Source organism: Corynebacterium sp. MSK039 (assembly GCF_030232315.1).
Lineage (GTDB): Bacteria > Actinomycetota > Actinomycetes > Mycobacteriales > Mycobacteriaceae > Corynebacterium.
In genome coordinates this window covers 98,421-122,094 of record NZ_JASPJL010000007.1, presented here as the reverse complement: position 1 = coordinate 122,094, position 23,674 = coordinate 98,421, and the positions used below count along the sequence as shown (strand labels likewise).

Sequence of the window (23,674 nt, the reverse complement as noted above, 5' to 3'; positions counted from 1 at the left end):
CCACCCTGACCCGAAACGAGAACCAAGCCGACCACGAAACAGGACGACCAGCCCTCTACGACAACGCTATCGACACCGACTACACCCACTCAATCGGCATCCAAAAAGGCCAAATCTAACCCCCACGACACGCCGGGCCAGACACACTTTTTGACCCTTAACCCCCTAACGCCCTGACACGCTAAGCGGAAAAATGGTGGACTCAAGCCCCCACATTTGGCACGAATCTGGCACGACTTGGCGCGGAGGAGAGGGCACCTCATCGCCGCTGCATGATCGGACGGGTGAACCGAAATTGCGTGATTTCCGCTTGGCCGAAACTCGCCTGGTGGGGGCGACCTTGGCCAAAACTAGGTGGGGGTGTGGTGACACGGAAAATCAAGACCCTATAAACTTGGTCGATGTCCAACGCTGACTGGCGACACAGGCCGTCAGCAACCATGAATACACAGGAGAGTGCACTCGTGAAGAGCTCTGTTGAAAAGCTCAGCGCTACCCGCACCAAGATCACCGTCGAGGTACCCTTCGACGAGCTCAAGCCGGAGTTCGACAAGGCGTATGCCTCCCTGAGCCAGCAGGTCAGCATCCCTGGCTTCCGCAAGGGCAAGGTCCCGGCGAAGATCATCGAGACCCGTCTCGGCCGCGGCGTGGTCCTCGACCAGGTGATCAACGAAATGCTGCCGTCCCGCTACAGCCAGGCTGTCGAGGAGCACGACGTCAAGGCTCTCGGCCAGCCGGAGATCGACATCACCGAGCTGAAGGACGGCGAGTCCGTCACCTTCACCGCCGAGGTCGACGTCCGTCCGGAGATCGAGGTCCCAGACTTCTCCGACATCTCCGTTGAGGTCGACGCCATCAAGGCCGACGACGAGGCCGTCGAGGGCGAGCTGAAGAACCTGCAGGCTCGCTTCGGCACCCTGAAGTCCGTCGACCGCAAGGTCAAGAAGGGCGACTTCGTCTCCATCGACCTGTCCGCCACCGTTGACGGCGAGACCGTGGACGAGGCCACCACCGAGGGCCTGTCCCACGAGGTCGGTAACGACTCCCTCATCGAGGGCCTGGACGACGCCCTGGTCGGCATGAAGGCCGGCGAGGAGTCCACCTTCACCTCCAAGCTGGTTGCCGGCGAGCACGCCGACGAAGAGGCAGAGGTCACCGTCAAGGTCGGCTCCGTCAAGGAGCGCGAGCTGCCGGAGCTGGACGACGACTTCGCACAGCTGGCATCCGAGTTCGACACCCTGGACGAGCTCAAGGACTCCCTGGCAACCCAGGTCGAGGAGCAGCTGAAGAACGGCCAGGCCGGCCAGATCCGCGACAAGGTCCTCGAGGCTGCGCTGGAAAAGGTCGAGGTTCCACTGCCGCAGTCCGTGGTTGACGAGCAGGTGCAGGGCCAGATCCAGCAGCTCATCGGCCAGTTCGGTGGCGATGAGAAGGTCTTCGAGCAGATGCTCGCAGCCCAGGACATCACCCGCGAGAAGTTCGAGGAAGATGCCCGCGAGGCCGCCGAGGGCTCCGTCCGCACCCAGCTGTTCCTGGACGCCCTGGCTGACGTCGAGCAGCCGGAGGTCTCCCAGGAGGAGCTGATGGACCACATCGGCTTCACCGCTGCCCAGTACGGCATGGACCCGAACCAGTTCATCATGCAGCTGCAGCAGGCTGGTCAGATCGGCAGCCTGTTCGCCGACGTCCGCCGCGGCAAGGCTCTGGCGATCAACATCTCCAAGAGCTCCGTGAAGGACTCCGAGGGCAACGAGATCGACCCGAAGCAGTTCTTCGGCACCGAGGAGGAGTCCGAGAAGGCCGAGGAGGCCAAGAAGGACGAGAAGCCGAAGAAGGCCGCTAAGAAGTCTTCCGCGAAGAAGACCACCAAGAAGGCTGCTAAGAAGTCCACGGCGAAGAAGACGACCAAGAAGTCGACCGCCAAGAAGTCCACGGCGAAGAAGACCACCAAGAAGTCGACCACCAAGAAGTCGACCGCCAAGAAGACGACCAAGAAGGCCGCAGCGAAGAAGACCACGAAGAAGGCTGCAGCCAAGAAGAGCGAGGACAAGTAAACCTCGCGCACGCTAGCCACCCGGCCTGCCTCGCCTGACTCGGTTCGGTGAGCGCCGGTGGCGTCGTGACACTAAAGCAACGGCTTTGACCGACCGCTTTGACCCAGCACCCCTGGAGGAATACTCCGGGGGTGCTGTGCGCTTAAAGCGAACAGGGGCTTTTCATCGGGCACGACCCGAGGGTTAGTCGCTACTGTGGAAGCCACAAAGAATAAACCAATGAACGAAAAGGGGCACAATGAGCAGTCTTTCGAGCAGCCTCATGTCCGCCGACACGGCTGGGATGAACCTCAACGACTCGGTCTTCGAGCGTCTGCTGCGCGAGCGCATCATCTTCCTGGGTAGCCAGGTCGACGACGAAATCGCGAACAAGCTCTGCGCTCAGATCCTGCTGCTGGCAGCCGAGGACCCGGAGAAGGACATCTCCCTGTACATCAACTCGCCAGGTGGCTCCGTCACCGCGGGTATGGCCATCTTCGACACCATGCAGTACGCGCCCTGCGACATCGCCACCTACGGCATGGGCCTGGCCGCATCCATGGGCCAGTTCCTGCTCTCCGCGGGCACGAAGGGCAAGCGCTACGCTCTGCCGCACGCCCGCATCATGATGCACCAGCCTTCCGCCGGCGTGGGCGGCACCGCGGCCGACATCGCCATCCAGGCGGAGCAGTTTGCACACACCAAGCGTGAAATGGCGGAGCTGATCGCTGGCTTCACCGGCCAGACCGTCGAGCAGATTACGAAGGACTCCGACCGCGACCGCTGGTTCACCGCCGAGCAGGCCAAGGACTACGGCTTCGTCGACCACGTCATCAGCTCTGCGAAGGAGAAGTAAAGAATGAAGATGCCAGAATCGCGCTACATCCTGCCATCCTTCGTTGAGCACTCCAGCTACGGGGCGAAGGAATCCAACCCGTACAACAAGCTCTTCGAAGAGCGGATCATCTTCCTGGGCACCCAGGTGGACGACGCCGCGGCCAACGACATCATGGCCCAGCTGCTCGTCCTGGAGGGGCTCGACCCGGACCGCGACATCACGATGTACATCAACTCGCCTGGTGGTTCCTTCACCAGCCTGATGGCCATCTACGACACGATGCAGTACGTCCGCCCGGACGTGCAGACCGTCTGCCTCGGCCAGGCAGCCTCTGCCGCCGCCGTGCTGCTCGCCGCGGGTACCCCGGGCAAGCGCGCCGCGCTCCCGAACGCCCGCGTGCTGATCCACCAGCCGGCCTCCGGCGGCGTGCAGGGCCAGGTCTCCGACCTGGAGATCCAGGCCAACGAGATCGAGCGCATGCGCCAGCTGATGGAGACCACCCTGGCGCGCCACACCGGTAAGTCCGCGGAGCAGATCCGCATCGACACCGACCGCGACAAGATCCTGGACGCCGAGGCCGCTAAGGAATACGGCATCATCGACCAGGTCTTCGAGTACCGGAAGCTCTCCGCTCAGGAGTAGCGGTCGATAGTTTCCGTGAGGCCCGGCTTCACGGCTCCCGCGACCGGGGCTGGTGATCCCAGCCCCTCAAGCCCCGCAGTGTTGCTCAGTCAGCGCAGCGGGGTTTTTGGGTAGTGTTGGATACCCCGCCGTAGCACCACCAATTTCTCAGAAAGACTGGTTCTCACAGATGCAAGAAAGCGCAGAGCTGCTGAAGTGCTCGTTTTGCGGCAAGAGCCAAAAACAAGTCCGCAAACTCATCGCTGGCCCCGGGGTCTACATCTGCGATGAATGCATTGAACTCTGCAACGAGATCATCGAGGAAGAGCTGGTAGCCACCAGCGCGCAGGAGCCACAGGGCAAGCTGCCGACCCCGTCCGAGATTTCCGCTTTCCTGGACAAGTACGTCATCGGCCAGGATGAAGCGAAGCGCACCCTCGCGGTGGCTGTCTACAACCACTACAAGCGCATCCAGGTTGAAGAGGCCAACGCGCTGGCCCGCCGCAACGACGACGAGGTCGAGCTCTCTAAGTCCAATATCCTCATGCTGGGGCCCACCGGCTCCGGTAAGACGTACCTGGCGCAGTCCCTGGCACGCATGTTGGACGTCCCCTTCGCCATCGCGGACGCGACCTCGCTGACCGAGGCCGGTTACGTGGGCGAGGACGTCGAGAACATCCTGCTGAAGCTGCTGCAGAGCGCCGACTTCGACGTCGAGAAGGCACAGCGCGGCATCATCTACATCGACGAGGTGGACAAGATCGGCCGGAAGTCCGAGAACCCGTCGATCACGCGCGACGTCTCCGGCGAGGGCGTGCAGCAGGCGTTGCTGAAGATCCTGGAGGGTACGGTCGCTGCCGTCCCGCCGCAGGGTGGGCGCAAGCACCCGAACCAGGAATTCATCCAGTTCGACACGAAGAACGTGCTCTTCATCGTCGCGGGTGCGTTCGCGGGCCTGGAGAAGGTTATCGAGGATCGCCGCGGCAAGAAGGGCCTGGGCTTCGGTGCGGAGGTCACCTCCAAGAACGACCAGGTCAAGGACCCGTTCCAGTATGTGGAGCCGGAGGACTTGGTGAAGTTCGGGCTGATCCCAGAGGTCATTGGCCGCCTGCCGGTGGTTACCCACGTCGGACACCTGGACGAGGACGCGCTGGTGCAGGTGCTCACCGAGCCGAAGAACGCCCTGGTGCGCCAGTACCAGCGTCTGTTTGAGATGGACAACGTGCAGCTGGCATTCGAGGACGGCGCGCTGCGCGAGGTTGCTCGCCAGGCGCTCGCGCGGGAGACCGGCGCGCGCGGGTTGCGCTCCATCATGGAGCGGATCCTGCTGCCGATCATGTACTCCATCCCCGAGGAGGAGGACATTGCCGAGGTGTTGATCACCGAGGCTGCCGCGAAGGGTGAATCCGAGCCGACCCGCCTGACCCACGAGGAGGTCGCCGAGCGGGATAAGCGCTCCGCTTAGGCGGGGCGCAAATGGGGGAGCAAGGCGACTAGGGGCGCGGTCTACTAGGGGGAGTGAACCGCGCCCCACACTTGCGCCGCGCGGGGGCGGGCGGTCGGTTGGCGGAGGTTTACTCCTGCCAGAACTCCTCGGAGTCGTAGAGGCTCGCGGCAACCGACTCGCCCACAATCTCGGAGGGGGAGGAGTGGGTATAGGAATTATCCTGCCTGGTCCGCATCGGCGTGGTGAGGAAGGCGACGACGGCGTCGCAGGCAAGTTCGGTGACACCGGACTCGTTGTGCGCCTCGCGGACGTCCATCCCGTAGAGCGCGTAGAAGGTGTTGCGGTGCAGTGTGGCGAAACCGGATAGCCCCAGGATGAGGATGTAGACGTCCTCCGCGGACACTCCGGTGCGGAAGGCGCCGAGGTCGTGGCCGCGCAGGAGAGCACGGTCGATCTGGAGAATGACGGGGGACTGCTCGAGCACGTCGATACGGTTTGGCACGTCGGCCCGGTTGTAGAGGTTCTCCGCGGCGATCAGGCGCATGGAGTCCGGATTGCGCTGCGCCCGGGCGAGCGTTTCGCGCACGAGGCGCCGCACTGCCTGCACCGGGGTGAGGCTGGCGATGTCGTCCTCGAACTTCTTCGGTTCAGCCGGCCAGAGGGTTGCCAGTGCGTAGCGCAGGGCCTCCTCGTAGAGGTCTTGGTTATTGCTCAGCAGGGCGTGCTTGGCGGGGAGGTTACCGGCGCGTTGGATCGCCACCAGCTGGGCCTTCGGGATATCCGTCCCGTATTCCACGGCGATCGGCAGGGCGCACTCCATCGCTCGGGCGTAGTCGACCGGGTCGAGGTCGTACCGGTGCGCCGAGTGAGGAAGATGGCGAGCTGAGTCGTCGGTCATTGTTCCTCTCCAGTCAAAACTTTCTCTCCTCATCGTAATGACTGTTCGCGGGTAGGCTGGGGTCGGAAAGATCAATTGGGGGATATCGCCCCCGGTTGGTGCCCCCGATCCTGATTAAAGGCGGTTTCACTCATGGTTGATAACACTTCGCAGAACACCTCCGATGCCTTGAACGTGGCGGTCACCGGCGCAGCGGGACAGATCGCGTACTCCCTGCTGTTCCGTCTGGCGGCAGGCGAGATCTCCCCGGGGCGGAAGGTGAACCTCCGCCTCATCGAGATCGAGCCCGCCAAGCGCGCCGCGGAGGGCGTGACCATGGAGCTGAAGGACGCCGCGTTCCCGCTGCTCGGGGACGTCACCGTCCACACCGACGCCAGGGAGGGCTTCCAGGACGCCGACGTCGTCTTCCTGGTTGGTGCGAAGCCGCGCCAGAAGGGGCAGGAGCGCGCGGATCTGCTCGCTGCAAACGGTGCGATCTTCGGCCCGCAGGGTGAGGCGCTGGGTGAGGTCGCCCCGAACGCCCGCGTGCTGGTGGTCGGCAACCCGGCGAACACCAACGCCGCTATCCTCGCCGCCCACGCCAAGTCCGTCGCGCCGAACCGCATCACCGCAATGATGCGCCTGGATCACAACCGCGCGCTGTCCCAGGCCGCCGACCGCCTGGACGTCCCGGTGTCCGAGCTATCCGGCATGGTTGTGTGGGGCAATCACTCGGCCTCCCAGTTCCCGGATGCTACCGCCCTGCGCGCGGGCGGCGAGCCGGTCTTCGAGAAGCTGGGCGCGGAGTGGGTCAGCGAGGAGTTCATCCCGCGCGTGGCCAAGCGTGGTGCTGAGATCATCGAGGTTCGTGGTCACTCCTCTGCAGCTTCCGCGGCGTCCGCTGCCATCGACCACATGCGGGATTGGCTGCTCGGCACCGAGGGCGACGAGTGGGTCTCCGTCGCGCTGCCTTCCGACGGTTCCTACGGTGTTCCGGAGGGGCTGGTCTTCGGCTTCCCGTGCCGCAGTGTGAACGGCGAGTGGGAGATCGTCCAGGGCTTGGAGCTGGGTGAGGAGCAGAAGAAGCGCATCGCCCGCACCCAGCAAGAGCTGGAAGAGGAGCTGGCCGCGGTGCGCGAGGCCGGCTTCATCGACTAGCCACACACTGCTGTTCCGGCTGGTGGCTCGGGTTAGCCGACGAGCTGCCAGCCGTGTCCGCCCCGTCTACTACACTGGGATGAGTTCAACAGAATTTGTCCCCGAGTAAGTGATCAGGGTGCGATGACCAGCAATACTCCTGCAACGTCCCAGGGTGTCCAGCGCGGCGAGGATCGTTCGCAGCTGCTGCCCAATCAGTGGAACCCATCCGATGTGGAATCGGAGCTCTACGAAGGCTGGGTTTCGGCCGGCTACTTCAAGGCCGACGCGACGAGCGATAAGCCGCCGTTCTCCATCGTCCTGCCGCCGCCGAACGTCACCGGTCGGCTGCACATGGGCCACGCGCTGGATCACACTCTGATCGACGCGATGTCCCGCCGCCGTCGCATGCAGGGCTACGAGGTCCTGTGGCTGCCGGGCTCCGACCACGCAGGTATCGCCACCCAGACCCGCGTGGAATCCGACCTGAAGAAGCGCGAATCTAAGGACCGCTTTGATTACGGCCGCGAGGAGTTCGTCGAGCGCGTCTGGGAGTGGAAGGACGAATACGGTGGCCTGATCCAACAGCAGATGCGCGCCATCGGCGACTCGGTGGACTGGTCCCGCGAGCGCTTCACCCTGGACGAGGGGCTGTCCCGCGCCGTCCAGACCATCTTCAAGGCCCTGTTCGACCAGGGCATGATCTACCAGGCCAACCGGATGGTCAACTGGTCGCCGGTGCTGCAGACCGCCATCTCCGACATCGAGGTCAACTACGAGGACGTCGAGGGCGAGCTGGTCAGCCTCCGTTACGGTTCCCTTAACGACGACGAGCCCCACGTCATCGTCGCGACCACCCGTGTGGAAACGATGCTGGGCGACGTGGCCGTCGCGGTGCACCCGGAGGACGAGCGCTACGCCGACCTCGTCGGCACCACGCTGCCGCACCCATTCCTGCCGGACCGCGAGATGGTCATCATCGCGGATGACTACGTGGACCCGGAGTTCGGCACCGGTGCGGTGAAGATCACCCCGGCGCACGACCCGAACGACTTCGCGATGGGGCAGCGCCACGACCTGCCGATGCCGGTGGTGCTCGACGAGACCGGCCACGTGTCCGGCACCGGCACGCAGTTCGACGGCATGGACCGCTTCGAGGCCCGCGAGAAGATCCGCTTGGCCCTCGAGGAGCAGGGCCGCGTCGTGGCCCGCAAGCACCCCTACGTGCACTCCGTCGGCCACTCCGAGCGCTCCGGCGAGCCGATCGAGCCGCGGCTTTCCCTGCAGTGGTGGGTGGATGTGAAGAAGCTGGCGAAGATGTCCGGCGACGCCGTCCGTGAGGGCGATACGACCATCTACCCGGCCTCCCAGGAACCGCGCTGGTTCGACTGGGTGGACAACATGCACGACTGGACCATCTCCCGCCAGCTGTGGTGGGGTCACCGCATCCCGATCTGGTACGGGCCGGATGGCGAGGTCGTGTGCTGCGGCCCGGATGATGAGCCGCCGACAGGCGAGGGCTGGCGCCAGGACGAGGACGTGCTGGACACCTGGTTCAGCTCCGCTTTGTGGCCGTTCTCCACGATGGGCTGGCCGGAGAACACCCCGGACCTGCAGAAGTTCTACCCAACCTCCGTGCTGGTCACCGGCTACGACATTCTGTTCTTCTGGGTCGCCCGCATGATGATGTTCGCCACCTTCGCGGACACGCTCGAGGGCTCCCCGCTGCACGGCAAGGCCAATGGCGAGGACCAGGCCGCTCGCGATGGCCGCCCGCAGGTGCCGTTCAAGGATGTCTTCCTCCACGGCCTCGTCCGTGACGAGCACGGCCGCAAGATGTCCAAGTCCCTGGGCAACGGCATCGATCCGATGGACTGGGTGCGCGACTACGGCGCTGACGCGCTGCGCTTCACCCTGGCTCGTGGTGCCAACCCTGGTGCGGACCTGCCGGTTGGCGAACACTCCGCGCAGTCTTCCCGTAACTTCGCGACGAAGCTGTACAACGCCACCAAGTTCGCGCTCATGAACGGCGCTCAGATCGGCGAGCTGCCGCGGCGCGAGGAGCTGACCGACGCGGACCGCTGGATTCTCGACCGGCTGGAGGCCACCCGCGCCCTCGTCGACGATGCCCTGGAGCGCTACGAGTTCTCCCTGGCTAACGAGAACCTCTACAAGTTCGCCTGGGGCGAGTTCTGCGATTGGTACCTGGAGATCGCGAAGGTACAGATCCCGCGTGACTGGGAATCCGCCACCGAGGAGGAGTACGTCCGTGGCGTGAATACCCAGGTGGTGCTCGGCCGCGTCCTCGACGCGGTGCTGCGCCTGCTGCACCCGGCGATGCCTTTCGTCACGGAGACCCTGTGGACCGCCCTGACCAAGGACGTCGAGGGCTACCCGGAGTCCCTGGTCATCGCCGAGTGGCCGGACCAGTCCATGACCAATAACGGCGCCGAGCCAGACGAGCTGGCCGCCCGCCGCATGGCTGACCTGGAGAAGCTGGTCACCGAGCTGCGTCGCTTCCGTGCGGACCAGGGTGTCAAGCCGAAGCAGCGTGTCCCGGGCCGACTGGACTTCGCCGCCGTCGACCTCGAGGAAGAAGAGGCAGCCATCCGCTCCCTGGCCCGACTTGAGGAGCCGGGGGATGACTGGGAGACCACCGCCTCCATTGAGCTGCGCCTCAGCCAGGCCACGATCACCGTCGAACTGGATACCTCCGACGCCGTGGATATTGAGGCCGAGCGCAAGCGCCTGGAAAAGGATCTCGCCAACGCTCAGAAGGAGCTGGACAACGCAGCGAAGAAGCTCAGCAACGAGAACTTCTTGAACAAGGCTCCGGAGCACGTCGTGGCGGATATTAAGGAACGCCAGGTCGTGGCCCAGGAGGAGTTTGACCGCATCACCCGCCGTCTGGAGGGGCTGCCAAAGAAATGACCGATTCGACGGATCGTGACTTGAACACCGCGCCGGGCGAGGACCAGGGCCAAGGCCAGGCCGGGGACACCGGTGCCGTTGAGCTGACCGGCCAGGAGGAGGCCGTTGCCGGGCCCGCCGTCGGGGGAGTGCGCCTCGACGAGCACGGCTTGGCGCTTCCTATCGATGCCGCCGGCACGAAGCCCGGTGAGGAGGATGGTCAGCTAAGCGGCGACGATGCGCTGCCGCCTCGGCCCATCACTGAGGAGGATCTGGCAGACCTCGCCGCGGTCGAAGCCGAGCTGAATCAGCGCTGGCCGGAGACGAAGATCGACCCCTCCCTGGAACGCATCGAGATGCTCATGGACCTGCTGGGCAACCCGGAGCGCTCCTTTGCCACCATCCAGGTCGCTGGCACCAACGGCAAGACCTCCGTGGTGCGGATGATCGAGTCCTTGCTGCGGGCATTCCACCGTCGCACAGGGCGAACGACCTCCCCGCACTTGCAGCTGGTCACCGAGCGTATCGCCGTTGACGGCGAGCCGATCCACCCGCAGGATTACATCCGCATGTGGCGGGAGATCCAGCCGATGGTGGAGATGGTGGATGCGAAGTCCACCGCCGAGGGCGGCCCGCAGATGAGCAAGTTTGAGGTGCTGGTCGCGCTCGCGTACAGCGCTTTTGCGGACGCTCCGGTGGACGTAGCCGTCATCGAAACCGGCATGGGCGGAACTTGGGATGCGACGAATGTCGTGAACTCCGACGTTTCCGTGATTACGCCCATCGGCATGGACCACACGGACTTCCTCGGCGATACCCTCACCGAGATCGCTGGCGAGAAGGCAGGCATCATCAAGTCCCGCTGGGATCGCGAGGATCTGCTCACTCCGCCGGAGAATATCGCGATCATCTCCGAGCAGGAGCCCGAGGCGATGCGCGTGCTGCTGGAGCGTGCGGTCGAGGTCGACGCCGCGGTCGCTCGCGCCGGAGCCGAGTTCGGCGCCGTGGAATCCACCGTCGCAGTCGGTGGCCAGCGTCTGACGATCAAGGGACTGGCCGGGACCTACGACGACATCTTCCTGCCGCTGTCCGGCGAACACCAGGCCCGCAATGCCGCCACCGCCCTGGCCGCGGTGGAGGCCTTCTTCGGAGCTGGCGGCGACCGCCAGCTGGACGTCGATAAGGTGCGCGAGGGCTTCGCTACCGTGACATCTCCCGGCCGGTTGGAGCGTGTGCGCGCCACCCCGAGCGTGTTCATCGACGCCTCCCACAACCCGCACGGTGCGGCAGCCTTGGCCAAGGCCGTGGACCGGGACTTCGACTTCCGCCGCCTCATCGGCGTGGTCGCGGTCCTGGGGGACAAGGACGCCCGCGGCATCCTCGCCGCGCTTGAGCCTGTCCTCGACGACGTCGTTATCACGGAGGTGCAGTCCCCGCGCGCGCTGCCGGTGGACGTGCTCGCCGAGTATGCCCGGGATGCCTTCGGGGAGGAGCGGGTCCACGTCGCCGAGCAGCTCCCGACTGCGGTGGAGACCGCCATCCAGTTGGCTGAGGACGATAGCGATGGCATGCTGGCCGGGGCCGGAGTGCTGGTCACCGGCTCGGTGGTCACCGCAGGTGAGGCGCGAACGCTGTTCGCCAAGAAGCCCGAGTAGAACGCTCGAGTACACAGGAGGAGTGGAAGCAGATGGCGCGCAAGCCGGCTGAAGAACTGGAGATGGGCCCCCTCGGTCCCGGGCATGCCCCAGCTAATGACCCGATGAAGGGCATTCGCGGAGTCATGGCGGGCACCCTGGTCCTGGAGGGAATCGTCATGTTGCTGGGGCTGACCGTGGTCGGCCGCGTGGATTCGGGGCTGGGTCCTGTCTGGTTGCAGTTCGGCTACGTCCTGGCCGTGGCGGTGCTGATGTTTGCGGCGGCCTTCATGCAGAAGGCTCCGGCGGCGGACAAGATCAACTGGGGTCTGCAGGTCCTGGCTCTGATCGGGGTTTTCGCCAACCTGGTGATCGGTGTGATGGCTCTGATCTTCATCGGCGTGTGGTGGTACATCTACCACCTTCGCAAGGTGGTTCAGGAGCGCATGCGGCGCGGCCTGCTGCCGAGCCAGCACGTCTAACTTGCTCCGCGAGCGCCATTGAGCGTGAAGCCTCCCCACCAGCCCAACGTCGGGCGGGTCGGGGAGGCTTAGGTTTTATGGCGTGTGCAGCGCGGCCCTGCTAGCTCTCGAAGGGGACCTTCGCCAGCTCGCGGCGCAGGATCTTGCCGGTTGCGTTTTTCGGGATGGCATCGACGAACTCCACGGCGCGGATCTTCTTGTATGGGGTCACACGGTCAGCGACCCAGTCCATGAGTTCCTGTGCCCCCAGCTCGAAACCTTCGCGAGTTACGACGAACGCGCGCGGGATCTCTAGGCCATCGCGCTCCGCGCCGGCCTCGCCCTCGGGAACGTCTTCAGGGGTGTCGATATCCACCAGCCGGATTTCTGTGTCTGCCACCGGCTTGCCAACGCTGGAGTGATCGGCGTCGCCATGGAGGTTTAGGGCGACCGGCGGTGAGGCCTCTGTCATGCCCCATCCCTGCACGACCTTTGTATCGAGGCGTTCTTCGACCGCGCGCATAATCGGAGCGTCGATTGGCGCCGCAGAGGAAACCATGAGCTTCGAAGCGGAAAACCATGCCGGGTCGATTTCCGGGCTTTTGGCCATCGGAGGGGCGATGAACGTGAATTCGATCGCGCGTTCAGCGTGGGCACGCAGGAACTGTTCGATGTCGAACTTCGGCATGGTGAAGATGTGGTGGCGGTGTAGCAGCGGGCCGAGAAGCAGGACCGTCATGCCGTAGATATGGGAGAACGGCAGCACGCTCAGGGTGTTTGTGCGCGCTTCAATTCCGGAACGCTCAATCATTTCCCGGACATGCATCAAGTTGCTGGTGAGGTTCCGGTGGGTCAACTGCACGCCCTTCGGCAACCCGGTGGTGCCGGAAGAGAATGGGACAGCGGCAACCGAGTGAGGTTCGATGGTCACCTCGGAAGCTGGTTTCGGGGCGTCTTGCAGGGCCGCGAGCTCCATGGAGAAGATTTAACGTCGGTGTCGGGGTAGTCCAAACTCGGGTATGGGCTGGTGTAGATCTTGGAGGCCATGCCCGCCTCCTTCAGTGTTATGTGATCTGTGTCTCACCGATGGTGGTGCTCGTTTTCAAAATTATTTCGCTATTTGTGTTGCGCTAGCGAAAGAGATCAAAAGGCAAGGGGACACAGGGAGGTTCAGGGTGGGCGAGGGGCATAAGGATTCGCTATTCTTAGAGCATGACTGAACGCACTCTCATTCTCATTAAGCCGGACGGCGTTAAGAACGGCCACGTCGGAGAGATCATCTCCCGCATCGAGCGCAAGGGCCTGAAGCTCGTCGAGATGGACCTGCGCACCGCAGACCGCGCAACCGCAGAGAAGCACTACGAGGAGCACAAGGACAAGCCGTTCTTCGGCGAGCTCGTGGACTTCATCACCTCCGCACCGCTGGTCGCCGGCATCGTCGAGGGCGAGTCCGCCATCGCTGCTTGGCGTCAGCTGGCTGGCGGCACCCACCCGGTCGAGGCAGCCACCCCGGGCACCATCCGCGGTGACTTTGCACTGACCGTCGGCGAGAACGTCGTCCACGGCTCCGACTCCCCGGAGTCCGCTGAGCGCGAGATCGCTATCTGGTTCCCGAACCTCTAATACCTTTCACAGCACAACGTCCCGGCAGGCCCATGTGGGTTTGCCGGGACGTTTCCTTGTGCTGCAGGTCAGCGGTGCCGCTACTGGCTCGCTAGATCACCGGCGCCGCGGACGCTGTCCTGGTACGTCTGGCTGGCTTCCTCGGTCAGCGTCAGCCATTGGTCGGTGCTGCCGCGGTGGCGCACCTCGCGGATCCGCACCACCTGCCCGTGCGCATCGGCCTCGTTGAGAGCGGCCTTGACTTCGTGCTCGACAGCCCCGTCCGCGACCAGCTCCGCCACGAGTTCGCTTTCTAGGCGCTGATAGATGCCGGGCACGAGCTCATCGGCATGCATGAAGGCTACGATGGCATCCGGCCCCTCGAAGATCTTGTCGGACCCCACCGGTGCGGAAACATCGCCTGCATCGCCGAAGAGTTGCGGTGGTGTCGCGTAATGCGTTGGTTGGTGCGCCCCTGAAGTGAAGTACCACGCCATCCCCAGGCCCGTAGCGATCGCCACTGGAACAACAACCACCCATGGTGCCGTGGACTGCGCGATGCTCAGCGCCACGTAGGACGCGGAATAAGGGACAACGAAGCGCAGCACTTCGCGCCAGTTGAACTCGCTCCGCTGCAGCTTCACATCCGGCTTGAGAGGATCGTAATCGTTTCCTCGGTAGCCATGCCGGTTGAAGAACTTCGTATAGCCGAAGACCATCAGCCCCAGCAGGAAGGCGACTGCCACGAATCCCATCCACACGTGTGGGAGGGCGGAACAAGCGATGACGACGAGAGTCCACACAACGCCGAGGGTCCACCCGAGCATCGTGGAAGGTTGATTCTTCCCGTAGTGCTCTCGAAGCTGCTTTTCGCTGATCTGGAACATTCCATCAGGTTAGCAACCTCCCCACACACGACCTCTCGCGATGCCGGCTCCCTCATCGCGGGGGAAGTTATGACAAGATGGGGAACAGGATTTTCCTTACACCCGTACCCACAACGACGATGCGGTCAGGTCAGGGCTAATCCATCACACTTAAACATCGTTTGCGAGCACACCCCATTGCCAGGCCTCCTCTGAGGTACCCGGCCCGGTGTCGCTCGAGCGCCTGGCTGGCGCTGGCGGCCGTCGTTGCGACGGGACCGCTGCTGTTCTCGACCTTTTTCTTTAAGGACGCCGCCAGCTAGCGCGAGAAAATCTTTCAAGGAGAAACGTGGCTTTTACGCCGGAACCAGCGCTGATTGAATCGGCCGGAAAAATTAATACTGAAAACTTCGGTCGCCGGGTGCGCGTGCACTCGGTGGCCAAGGAACTGGGGATCACCAGCAAGGAGTTCCTCACCGTGCTGGGGGAGTTCGGGATCACCGGCAAGGTGGCCTCCTCGACGCTGTCGAACGAGGAGGCCACCGATGTGGTCTCTCGCCTGGCTGCCGGGGGAGGGGTAACCCAGTCTGAGCAGCCAGCGGCGAAGCGCGAGGCTGACGCAGCGGAGCCCGCTGCCGACAAGGTCGAGGCCAAGAAGCGTACTGCCAAAAAGGCGGGGGCCAAGAAGAGCGCCGCTAAGAAGGCAACGCCTAAGAAGACGACTGCTAAGAAGAGCACGAAGAAGACTGCTGCGAAGGAGGCTGCGCCTACGCAGGAGACTCCGGAGCAAGACACCTCTCCAGAGGCTGCTGAACAGCAGGAAGAGCAGAAGAAGGCAGAGCCTAAGAAGGGTGCTCGCAAGAGCACCCAAAAGAGCGCCGAAAAGAGTGCACAGCAGGCTGAGAAGAAGGGCGCTGCGAAGAAGTCGAGCACCAAGCGTGCCGCCACCAAGAAGACGGAAGCGAAGAAGGCCGAGGTAGACAACGCGCAGCCGCGCCAGGCCGCAGCGGAGCAACCAGCTCAGGCCGAGTCGCCGGCAGGCACCACCCCGGAGAGCCAGACTTCTACGGACGAGGCGACTCCGCAGCCCACTCGCCGCCGTGTGCGCCGAATCGTGCGCCGCGTGGGCAGCCGAGCCATCCAGCAGGACTCGGCAGCGGCGAAGACGGAGCTTTCGGACGAGGGGTCCAAGAAGCAGGAACCCTCGAAGAATTCCGAGGCCAAGAAGGCGGAGCCCAAGAAGAAGGAACAGAAGGCCCAGCAGCCCAACCCGGAGCCGCAGGGCGCAACCGAGGAGGCCATCACCGCCGACCAGCTGCACCCGGGTGAGCGCGAAGAGGCGGACATCGTCGACGAGCCGGTGCGCCTGAAGGGGTCCACCCGCCTGGAATCCAAGCGCCGCTGGCGGGAGGAGAACCGCGAGCGCGGCCGCCACAAGGCCATCAGCCGCTCCGAGTTCCTCGCGCGCCGGGAGTCCGTGCACCGCCAGATGATGGTGCGCGACGCCGAGCGCCACGACCACACCGGCCTGACGACCCAGGTGGGCGTCGTTGAGGATGGCCAGCTGGTCGAGCACTTCGTCACCAGCGACACCCAGCAGTCGATGGTCGGCAATATTTACCTGGGCCGGGTGCAGAATGTCCTGGCTTCCATGGAGGCGGCATTCATTGACATCGGCACCGGCCGCAACGCGGTGCTCTACGCCAGCGAGGTCAACTGGCATTCCCCGCACCTGCACTCCAAGTCCCGCCGCATTGACCAGGCGCTGCGCTCTGGCGACCAGGTCATGGTCCAGGTCATTAAGGACCCGGTCGGCCACAAGGGTGCCCGCCTGACCAATCGCATCAGCTTCGCAGGTCGCTACCTCGTGTACTTCCCGGGCGGTACCACCGCAGGCATTTCCCGCAAGCTGCCGGAGGCCGAGCGCAAGCGGCTGAAGGAGATCCTGCAGCGCGTCGTGCCGGGCCAGGGCGGGGCGATCATCCGCACCGCCGCGGAAAACGTAGCCGAGGAGCTCATCGAGGAGGACGTCAACCGCCTCCACAAGCAGTGGCTGAACATCGAGAAGACCGAGGCCAAGGAGCGCAAGTCCAAGGGCGCGAAGCCGGTGACGCTCTACGAAGAGCCGAACATGCTGATCACGGTCATCCGCGACCTGTTCAACGAGGACTTCTCCGAGCTGCTCGTCGAGGGCGATAAGTCCTGGCGCATGGTCCGCGATTACATGGGTCGCATGGCCCCGGAGCTGATGGATCGGGTGCACAAGTGGCACCCCGAGCAGCACGCCGACGAGGACGTTTTCGCCGCGCACCGTCTCGACGACCAGCTCGCCAAGGCGTTGAGCAGGAAGGTCTGGCTGCCCTCCGGTGGCCACCTGGTCATCGACCACACCGAGGCGATGACCGTCATCGACGTCAACACCGGCTCCTTCGTGGGCTCCGGCGGCAACCTCGAGGAAACAGTCACCGAGAATAACCTCGAGGCCGCCGAGGAGATCGTGCGCCAGATGCGGCTGCGCGATATCGGCGGCATGATCGTCGTCGACTTTATCGACATGGTGTTGGAGGAGAACCAGGACCTGGTGCTGCGCCGCCTCATCGAGTACTTGGGCCGCGACCGCACCCACCACAAGGTCAGCGAGGTCACCTCGCTGGGCCTGGTGCAGATCACCCGCAAGCGCCTGGGTGCTGGCCTGCTGGAGACCTTCTCCACCACCTGTGAGTGCTGCGACGGCCGCGGCGTGATCGTGCATCCCGACCCGGTCGAGCAGGACTTTAGCGAGGAGCCAGAGCGTCGCCGCCGTTCCTCCCGTGGCAATGGCCGCGGCCGTGGCGAGCGTGGCAGCAAGGAGCAGCGCAACGGTCAGGGCACGGAGCAGCGTCAGGGCGGACGCGGAGACCAGGGGTCCAAGAACCACGGCCGTGACGAGCAGCGTGACCAGCGCGGCAAGAACGCGACGCGCCACGAGGACAAGGGCTCCAAGTCCAAGGTCGCCAATGGCAAGGGGCGCGAGGATGCTCAGGACCACCGCAACTCCGAGGGGCAGGAACGCCGCTCCGGCAAGCAGCGCCAGGATTCGCAGGCAGGTTCTGAGTCCGCGGCAGATCTCGGCGGGGAGCAGAAGCAGGAGACGAGGACGTCGCGCCGGGGCGGTCGCCGTTCCGTTCAGCGCCGCACCAGCTCTTCTGTGAAGGACGCCACCGCCCGCACCGAGCAGGGGTCCGCGGAGAAGGAGCAGTCTGCCGACCGATCGGATGAGGCATCCCAGTCCGGCCAGGAGCGCGCTCCTCGCCGGGTGGTTCGCCGCATTGTGCGGCCCACGGCACCTAGCCAGCAGCGGGGTGGCGCCGCCCAGCGACGCTCTGCGGCGAATGCGGATGCCCCGGAGCTGAAGATTTCTTCTCGCGAGGACCGCGGTTCTGATCAGCGGGGTGAGCAGCAGAAGTCCGAGAGCGGCTCCCGTGGGGCGCGTCGCCGTGGCCGTCGCGTGGTCCGCTCTAAGCCAGCCGCTCGGCAGACTGGTGCCCGCCAGGCAGGCGAGCACAACTCCCACAAGAAGGGTCAGGGCGACCAGCCTTCCGGCCAGAAGCGAGGCTCCGAAGGCGATCGCCGCAACGCCGGGGCGCGACGCTCTGGGACCCGGGGTGCTGGGAAATACGGCGCCAATACCTACGAGGAGGCGGTGAAGGAGTTCGAGAACTCCCCACGCCGTCGCCGTCGTACGCGTGGTAACTCCGTCTCGGATCGCCGCCCGCAGCCGGAGGACTTCGGCCAGCAGCCCGAGGCTGCCCAGCCCAAGGGCGAGCAGAAGCGGGAAAACCAGAGCGCCGGGAAGTCCGGGCAATCGGCGAAGGGGGAGACCCAGGGTCGGGCGCGCGGTCGGCGTCGCCGGGTGGTGCGCAGCAGCCCGCGACGCTAGCCTCACGGTTGCGCTAGCGCCACGGCTGCCCGCTTACCCCGCGGCTGTGCATCAGCCACCTCTGTGTGTCCCACCGCGGGCGGGGAGGGGGGCGTGTGCCGGTTTCGCCACATTAGTCCCACCCTTCACAGCCAGGCGGTTGAGCCGGGCGCTACCTGCGATGGGCTGGAAAAAGATTTTGGTTTTCCGGCCCCGGCTGGGTAGTATTGGGCAGTCGTTGTTCATCGCCTCTAATCGGGCGCGGCTTGTGATGCCGAAATGAACACACTTAATTTTGCATATTGTCCAGTCAGGATGCTCGCGTCGCACGTGGGATCGTCGTCGAGAGCTGCCTGAGTCGAAGAGATTTATAAGGGGTAGCCCTACCATGTACGCGATCGTCAAGACCGGCGGCAAGCAGTACAAGGTTGCCGAAGGTGACCTCGTCAAGGTCGAGAAGATCGAGGGTGAGCCAGGTTCCGCCGTGGCTCTCACCCCGGTTCTCGTCGTCGATGGCGCGGATCTGACCTCCGGCGACAAGCTGGAAAACGTCGCCGTGAACGCAGAGATCGTCGAGCACGTTCGTGGCCCGAAGATCCGCGGAATGCACTACAAGAACAAGACCGGTTACAAGCGCCGCTGGGGCCACCGTCAGGCCCTGACCGTGCTGAAGATCACCGGCATCAAGTAATAACCGAGACGCGTCCGTGCTGAGTGCGCGGGTGCTCTTACTTCTTCCCGAGGAGGGAGACTCATGGCAACTAAGAAGGGTGCTTCTAGCTCCAGTAACGGTCGCGACTCCGAGGCAAAGCGTCTCGGTGTTAAGCGCTTCGGCGGCCAGCAGGTCAAGGCGGGCGAGATCCTCATCCGTCAGCGCGGCACCAAGTTCCACCCAGGTGTGAACGTTGGTCGCGGCGGCGATGACACGCTGTTCGCACTGAAGGCTGGCGCCGTCCAGTTCTCCACCAAGCGCAACCGTCGCCTGGTGAACATCGTGGAGGACGAGGCCGTCGAGGCGTAAAGCCCGCGGTTTTTCAAAACCCCACGAGCACGAAGCTCCCGCACTTTCCGCCCCACCGGGGCGAGGGCGGGAGCTTCTTTGCATTATTCGCTAAAATTTGAATCCGATCGAAGGAAGGACTTACAACCATGTCGCAATTCGTTGACCGGGTCGTTCTGCACCTCAAAGCCGGCGATGGCGGCAATGGCTGTAACTCTGTGCGCCGCGAGAAGTTCATGCCCCTGGGCGGGCCGGACGGCGGCAACGGTGGCCACGGTGGGGATATCGTCCTCGAAGTTGACCCCCAGGTGCACACTTTGCTGGACTTCCGTTTCTCCCCGCACGTGCGCGCCGAGCGCGGCAACAATGGCGCCGGCGACGACCGGCACGGTGCCCGCGGCAAGGACCTGACCCTCCACGTCCCACCGGGAACCGTCGTCATTGACGAAGACGGCGAGGTGCTCGCCGACCTCGTCAGCCCCGGGCAGAAGGTTATCGTCGCCCAGGGAGGCTTCGGCGGGCTGGGTAACGCCTCGCTGGCCTCTAAGACGCGTAAGGCCCCGGGCTTCGCGCTGCTCGGCGAGCCCGGCGAGCAGAAAGACATCACCCTTGAGCTGAAGTCCATGGCCGACGTCGGCCTCGTGGGCTTCCCCTCTGCGGGCAAGTCCTCCCTGATTTCCGTGCTTTCCGCGGCCAAGCCCAAGATCGCGGACTATCCCTTCACCACGCTCGCGCCGAACCTCGGGGTGGTCAGCGTGGATCACGATACTTTCACCATCGCCGACGTTCCGGGCCTCATCCCAGGGGCCAGCGAGGGGCGCGGCCTCGGCCTGGACTTCCTGCGCCACATCGAGCGCACTGCCGTCCTGGCACACGTGGTGGACGCAGCAGCGCTGGAATCCGAGCGCAATCCGCTGGACGATATTCGCGCCCTCGAGCACGAACTGGACAGCTACCAGAGTGAGCTCAGCGCCGATGCCGGACTGGGCGACCTGCGGGAACGTCCCCGCGTCATCATCCTGAACAAGATGGACGTGCCGGACGCCGAGGACATGGCGGACCTGCAGGAAGAGGAGCTGAAGAAGTTCGGCTGGCCGATCTTCCGCATCTCCACGGTCGCGCGTACCGGGCTCAACGAGCTGCGCTTCGCCCTGATGGACATCGTCCGGGAGCACCGCAAGAAGGTTGAGAACACCCCAGAGCCGCAGCAGGTTATTCGTCCGCAGTCGGTGGGGCCGAAGCGTAAGGGCCGTTTCGCGGACTTCGAAGTCCACGAGGATAAGCAGAACCCAGGCGCGTTCATTGTTACCGGGCAGAAGATCGACCGCTGGATCCTGCAGACCGATTTCGAGAACGACGAGGCTATCGGCTTCCTCGCCGACCGCCTGGCTAAGGCCGGTGTTGAGGAAGCGCTGTGGCAGGCCGGCGCCGTGGATGGTTCCGAGGTCACCATCGGTGGGATCACCTTCGAGTGGGATCCGCAGACCGTGGCGGGCGTGGATCAGACCCCGGCATACGGCCGTGGTAAGGACCGCCGCCTGGAGCAGACGGACCGTGTGACTGCAGAGCAGCGTAAGCGTGCCTCCCAGGCACGACGCGGTCTGATCGACGAATACGATTACGGCGATGGCGAGGTCGCGGATACCGAGCGCTGGCAGGGCTAGTGCGACCCTGGGTAGCGAGTTAGATAACGTTTAGATAACTCAAAAGCCTCAGTATTCATAAGTAATTTGGCATACTGGTGGGCATGTCTGCAGCGAGCAAAGAAAATTCAATGCCCACACAGCAGCTAGATGCCGCCACGATGCCGGAGCCCGGCACCGTGCGCCATCGCATCGCCAATGCCAAGCGACTGGTGGTGAAAATCGGATCCTCCTCCCTGACCGACGAGTCCGGACGCGTAGATCCTGCGCGCATCGACACCATCGCCGATGCTCTCGAAGCTCGTATGTCGGATGACACGGACCTCATCGTCGTCTCTTCCGGTGCGGTCGCCTCGGGCATGGACCCGCTCGGTCTGCGCCAGCGCCCCAGCGACCTGGCCACCAAGCAGGCTGCCGCCTCGGTGGGCCAGGTGCTGCTCGCCCAGGAGTGGGGGAGGAGCTTCGCCCGTTACGGCCGCACCATCGGCCAGGTCCTCCTGACTGCCGCCGATGCCGGCCGTCGCGACCGCGCCCGCAATGCGCAGCGCACCATCGACCGCCTGCGCCAGCTCTCCGCCGTGCCGATCGTCAACGAGAACGATACGGTCGCGACCTCCGAGATGCGTTTCGGCGATAACGACCGCCTCGCCGCCATCGTCTCCCACCTCGTCTTCGCGGACGCCCTCGTCCTGCTCTCCGACGTCGACGGTCTTTACGACCGCAATCCGAACGAGCCGGATGCGCAGTTTGTTTCCGAGGTGCGTAGCAGCAATGACCTCTCGGGGGTTGCCGCCGGCGACGGCGGCCGACTGGGCACCGGTGGGATGGCCGCGAAGGTCACCGCTGCCCGACTCGCCTCCCGAGCGGGAGTGCCGGTGCTGCTGACCTCCACCGAAAACATCGCCCCCGCCCTGGAAAGTGCGTCCGTGGGAACTTGCTTCTGGCCGGAGGAAGATCGCTTGTCCGCGTGGAAGTTCTGGGTGCTCTACGCCGCCGAGTCCCGCGGCGCACTGCAGCTCGACGACGGCGCGAAGGAGGCCGTGGTCGACGGCAACAAGTCCCTCCTCGCAGTCGGCGTCACCCAGGTCATGGGTGACTTCAACCGCGGCGACATCGTGGACCTCGTGGGCAGCGACGGAAAGATCTTCGGCCGCGGTGAGGTGAACTACGACGCCACCGACCTGGTCCCGATGCTGGGACGCCACACATCGGAGCTTCCGGGCGACGCGCAGCGCCCTGTGATCCACACCGATTACCTCTCTTATTACGCCAACCGGCAGCCGCCCCGCCGCCAGCAGCTGCCAATTTAGCCCCACGATTCCTTTGGCCCGCCAGGGCAGACCCAAATTTTCCCAACGATGAAAGAGGCATGATGAGCGAAAAGAACGATAACCTTTCCCCACAGCGTCAAGCCGAGCGCGAAGAAGTGCTCGCCAAGGCTGCCAAGGCGAAGCAGGCCAGCCGGGTCGTGCTCACCACCCAGCAGAAGAATGATCTGCTGCTCGCCGCCGCCGACGCGCTGATCTCCAACACCGACGCGATCCTCGAGGCCAATGCCAAGGACGTCGCCGCGGGCCGCGAGGCCGGTTTCGACGACGCCCTGATCGACCGCCTCGCCCTGGACGCTGGTCGCATCGAGGGCATCGCCGGCGGTCTGCGCCAGATCGTCGGCCTGCCGGATCCGGTGGGAGAGGTCGTCCGAGGCCACACCCGCCCGAACGGCATCGACCTCAAGCAGGTCCGCACTCCGCTCGGCGTGATGGGCATGGTCTACGAGGCTCGCCCGAACGTCACCGTCGACGCCTTCGGCCTGGCCATCAAGTCCGGCAACGTCCCGCTGCTGCGCGGCTCCCGCTCCGCCCGCCAGACCAACGAGAAGCTGGTGGAGCTGCTGCAGGACGTCGCCGCCGAGCAGGGCCTTACCCGCGACATCGTCCAGCTGCTGCCGTGCGATAGCCACGACTCCGTCCAGGACTTGGTCACCGCTCGTGGCCTGGTCGACGTCGTCATCCCGCGCGGTGGGGCGCGACTGATCGAGGCGGTTGTTCTGAACGCGACCGTTCCCGCGATCGAGACGGGTACGGGCAAGTGTCACTTCTACATCGACGCCTCCGCCGACCTGGACGAGGCGATCCAGCTACTGCTCAACGGCAAGACCCGCCGCTGCTCGGTGTGCAATGCGACCGAGACCGTCCTGCTGGATGCGGCTCTTTCTGATGACGCCAAGAAGCGTGTCTTCGCAGAACTGGCTGCTGCCGGCGTGCGCGTCCACGGCGGGAAGGCCGAACTGGATAGCCTGGCCGAGGACGTGGTGGAGGCCACCGCGGAGGACTGGACCGACGAGTACCTGAGCTTCGATATCGCCGCCGCGATCGTCGATGGGGTGCGCGGCGCGGTGGAGCACATCACCACCTACAGCTCCGGCCACACCGAGGGGATCTCCGCACGGGACTACGAGGTGCTGCGCTACTTCGAGAAGCACGTGGATGCCGCCGCGCTCTCCCTGAATACCTCCACCGCCTGGACGGACGGCGAGGAGTTCGGCTTCGGCGCGGAGATCGGCATCTCCACCCAGAAGCTGCACGCCCGCGGGCCGATGGGCCTTCCGGAGCTCACGAGCACCAAGTGGGTGCTCACTGGCGAGGGTCAGACCCGCCCCTAGGCGACACAGCGCGCACCGGCCCCGCGACCCCAGTGCGCTAGCCTA

At 64.6% G+C, this 23,674-nt stretch carries 18 protein-coding genes; 15 read left to right on the top strand and 3 right to left on the bottom strand.

Going from position 1 to position 23,674, the window contains the following annotated elements:
* The first annotated feature begins 464 nt into the window (after window positions 1–464).
* The 4 genes from tig (at window position 465) to clpX (ending at window position 4,957) form a co-directional block, all read left to right on the top strand.
* Window positions 465–2,054, top strand: a complete 1,590-nt coding sequence (gene tig, locus QP997_RS06820) for a trigger factor (protein ID WP_284846649.1) — start codon at window positions 465–467, stop codon at window positions 2,052–2,054.
* Window positions 2,055–2,316: 262 nt separating this feature from the next.
* Window positions 2,317–2,889 carry an ATP-dependent Clp protease proteolytic subunit gene (locus QP997_RS06815; RefSeq protein ID WP_210398556.1) on the top strand — a complete coding sequence of 191 codons (573 nt, stop codon included), beginning with the start codon at window positions 2,317–2,319 and terminating at the stop codon, window positions 2,887–2,889.
* Between the two features lie 3 nt (window positions 2,890–2,892).
* Window positions 2,893–3,513 (top strand): ATP-dependent Clp protease proteolytic subunit, encoded by a 621-nt coding sequence (locus tag QP997_RS06810; RefSeq protein WP_070757576.1) that lies wholly within the window; start codon window positions 2,893–2,895, stop codon window positions 3,511–3,513.
* A 169-nt stretch (window positions 3,514–3,682) separates the two neighbouring features.
* Window positions 3,683–4,957 (top strand): ATP-dependent Clp protease ATP-binding subunit ClpX, encoded by a 1,275-nt coding sequence (gene clpX / locus QP997_RS06805; protein WP_070757578.1) that lies wholly within the window; start codon window positions 3,683–3,685, stop codon window positions 4,955–4,957.
* Between the two features lie 109 nt (window positions 4,958–5,066).
* Here the strand turns inward: clpX and QP997_RS06800 are convergent, their stop codons facing one another.
* Window positions 5,067–5,837 (bottom strand): hypothetical protein, encoded by a 771-nt coding sequence (locus tag QP997_RS06800; RefSeq protein ID WP_284846648.1) that lies wholly within the window; start codon window positions 5,835–5,837, stop codon window positions 5,067–5,069.
* 132 nt (window positions 5,838–5,969) lie between these two features.
* Here QP997_RS06800 and QP997_RS06795 point away from each other — a divergent pair, with 132 nt between their 5' ends.
* The 4 genes from QP997_RS06795 (at window position 5,970) to QP997_RS06780 (ending at window position 11,979) form a co-directional block, all read left to right on the top strand.
* Complete coding sequence (locus tag QP997_RS06795; protein WP_284846647.1) at window positions 5,970–6,974, top strand: malate dehydrogenase; 1,005 nt, start codon at window positions 5,970–5,972, stop codon at window positions 6,972–6,974.
* Window positions 6,975–7,097: 123 nt separating this feature from the next.
* Entirely contained in the window at window positions 7,098–9,884 is a 2,787-nt protein-coding gene (locus QP997_RS06790; RefSeq protein ID WP_284846646.1) for a valine--tRNA ligase, read from the top strand.
* Window positions 9,881–11,518 (top strand): bifunctional tetrahydrofolate synthase/dihydrofolate synthase, encoded by a 1,638-nt coding sequence (folC, locus tag QP997_RS06785; protein WP_284846645.1) that lies wholly within the window; start codon window positions 9,881–9,883, stop codon window positions 11,516–11,518. The genes QP997_RS06790 and folC overlap by 4 nt, the downstream gene beginning before the upstream one ends.
* Before the next feature lie 32 nt (window positions 11,519–11,550).
* Window positions 11,551–11,979: a DUF4233 domain-containing protein gene (locus QP997_RS06780; protein WP_012360621.1), complete on the top strand. Its 429-nt coding sequence runs from the start codon at window positions 11,551–11,553 to the stop codon at window positions 11,977–11,979.
* A 100-nt stretch (window positions 11,980–12,079) separates the two neighbouring features.
* Here the strand turns inward: QP997_RS06780 and QP997_RS06775 are convergent, their stop codons facing one another.
* Complete coding sequence (locus tag QP997_RS06775; protein WP_284846644.1) at window positions 12,080–12,934, bottom strand: AMP-binding protein; 855 nt, start codon at window positions 12,932–12,934, stop codon at window positions 12,080–12,082.
* 236 nt (window positions 12,935–13,170) lie between these two features.
* On the opposite strand from QP997_RS06775, the gene ndk reads away from it, so the two are divergent.
* Window positions 13,171–13,581, top strand: a complete 411-nt coding sequence (gene ndk / locus QP997_RS06770) for a nucleoside-diphosphate kinase (protein ID WP_015381795.1) — start codon at window positions 13,171–13,173, stop codon at window positions 13,579–13,581.
* A gap of 80 nt (window positions 13,582–13,661) precedes the next feature.
* Here the strand turns inward: ndk and QP997_RS06765 are convergent, their stop codons facing one another.
* Entirely contained in the window at window positions 13,662–14,447 is a 786-nt protein-coding gene (locus QP997_RS06765; RefSeq protein ID WP_284846643.1) for a hypothetical protein, read from the bottom strand.
* Window positions 14,448–14,775: 328 nt separating this feature from the next.
* Between QP997_RS06765 and QP997_RS06760 the strand changes: the two genes are divergently transcribed.
* From QP997_RS06760 to QP997_RS06735, 6 genes are all read left to right on the top strand, one after another.
* Window positions 14,776–18,345, top strand: a complete 3,570-nt coding sequence (locus QP997_RS06760) for a translation initiation factor IF-2 N-terminal domain-containing protein (protein ID WP_284846642.1) — start codon at window positions 14,776–14,778, stop codon at window positions 18,343–18,345.
* A 367-nt stretch (window positions 18,346–18,712) separates the two neighbouring features.
* Window positions 18,713–19,015, top strand: coding sequence for a 50S ribosomal protein L21 (rplU, locus tag QP997_RS06755; RefSeq protein ID WP_012360616.1), 303 nt, complete (start codon window positions 18,713–18,715; stop codon window positions 19,013–19,015).
* A 63-nt stretch (window positions 19,016–19,078) separates the two neighbouring features.
* Window positions 19,079–19,345 (top strand): 50S ribosomal protein L27, encoded by a 267-nt coding sequence (rpmA, locus tag QP997_RS06750; RefSeq protein ID WP_012360615.1) that lies wholly within the window; start codon window positions 19,079–19,081, stop codon window positions 19,343–19,345.
* A gap of 128 nt (window positions 19,346–19,473) precedes the next feature.
* Window positions 19,474–20,988 (top strand): GTPase ObgE, encoded by a 1,515-nt coding sequence (obgE, locus tag QP997_RS06745; protein WP_284846641.1) that lies wholly within the window; start codon window positions 19,474–19,476, stop codon window positions 20,986–20,988.
* A 110-nt stretch (window positions 20,989–21,098) separates the two neighbouring features.
* Entirely contained in the window at window positions 21,099–22,277 is a 1,179-nt protein-coding gene (gene proB, locus QP997_RS06740) for a glutamate 5-kinase (protein WP_284846640.1), read from the top strand.
* Between the two features lie 62 nt (window positions 22,278–22,339).
* Complete coding sequence (locus tag QP997_RS06735) at window positions 22,340–23,629, top strand: glutamate-5-semialdehyde dehydrogenase (RefSeq protein WP_284846639.1); 1,290 nt, start codon at window positions 22,340–22,342, stop codon at window positions 23,627–23,629.
* Window positions 23,630–23,674 lie beyond the last annotated feature (45 nt).

What these genes read in the sequence shown, in the direction of transcription:
- folC (WP_284846645.1), top strand. Translation starts at nt 9,881, where the DNA reads ATGACCGATTCGACGGATCGTGACTTGAACACCGCGCCGGGCGAGGAC.
- ndk (WP_015381795.1), top strand. Translation starts at nt 13,171, where the DNA reads ATGACTGAACGCACTCTCATTCTCATTAAGCCGGACGGCGTTAAGAAC.
- rplU (WP_012360616.1), top strand. Translation starts at nt 18,713, where the DNA reads ATGTACGCGATCGTCAAGACCGGCGGCAAGCAGTACAAGGTTGCCGAA.
- QP997_RS06765 (WP_284846643.1), bottom strand. Translation starts at nt 14,447, where the DNA reads ATGTTCCAGATCAGCGAAAAGCAGCTTCGAGAGCACTACGGGAAGAAT.
- QP997_RS06795 (WP_284846647.1), top strand. Translation starts at nt 5,970, where the DNA reads ATGGTTGATAACACTTCGCAGAACACCTCCGATGCCTTGAACGTGGCG.
- clpX (WP_070757578.1), top strand. Translation starts at nt 3,683, where the DNA reads ATGCAAGAAAGCGCAGAGCTGCTGAAGTGCTCGTTTTGCGGCAAGAGC.
- QP997_RS06780 (WP_012360621.1), top strand. Translation starts at nt 11,551, where the DNA reads ATGGCGCGCAAGCCGGCTGAAGAACTGGAGATGGGCCCCCTCGGTCCC.
- proB (WP_284846640.1), top strand. Translation starts at nt 21,099, where the DNA reads ATGCCCACACAGCAGCTAGATGCCGCCACGATGCCGGAGCCCGGCACC.
- QP997_RS06810 (WP_070757576.1), top strand. Translation starts at nt 2,893, where the DNA reads ATGAAGATGCCAGAATCGCGCTACATCCTGCCATCCTTCGTTGAGCAC.
- QP997_RS06735 (WP_284846639.1), top strand. Translation starts at nt 22,340, where the DNA reads ATGAGCGAAAAGAACGATAACCTTTCCCCACAGCGTCAAGCCGAGCGC.
- QP997_RS06790 (WP_284846646.1), top strand. Translation starts at nt 7,098, where the DNA reads ATGACCAGCAATACTCCTGCAACGTCCCAGGGTGTCCAGCGCGGCGAG.
- QP997_RS06775 (WP_284846644.1), bottom strand. Translation starts at nt 12,934, where the DNA reads ATGGAGCTCGCGGCCCTGCAAGACGCCCCGAAACCAGCTTCCGAGGTG.
- QP997_RS06800 (WP_284846648.1), bottom strand. Translation starts at nt 5,837, where the DNA reads ATGACCGACGACTCAGCTCGCCATCTTCCTCACTCGGCGCACCGGTAC.
- rpmA (WP_012360615.1), top strand. Translation starts at nt 19,079, where the DNA reads ATGGCAACTAAGAAGGGTGCTTCTAGCTCCAGTAACGGTCGCGACTCC.
- obgE (WP_284846641.1), top strand. Translation starts at nt 19,474, where the DNA reads ATGTCGCAATTCGTTGACCGGGTCGTTCTGCACCTCAAAGCCGGCGAT.
- QP997_RS06815 (WP_210398556.1), top strand. Translation starts at nt 2,317, where the DNA reads ATGTCCGCCGACACGGCTGGGATGAACCTCAACGACTCGGTCTTCGAG.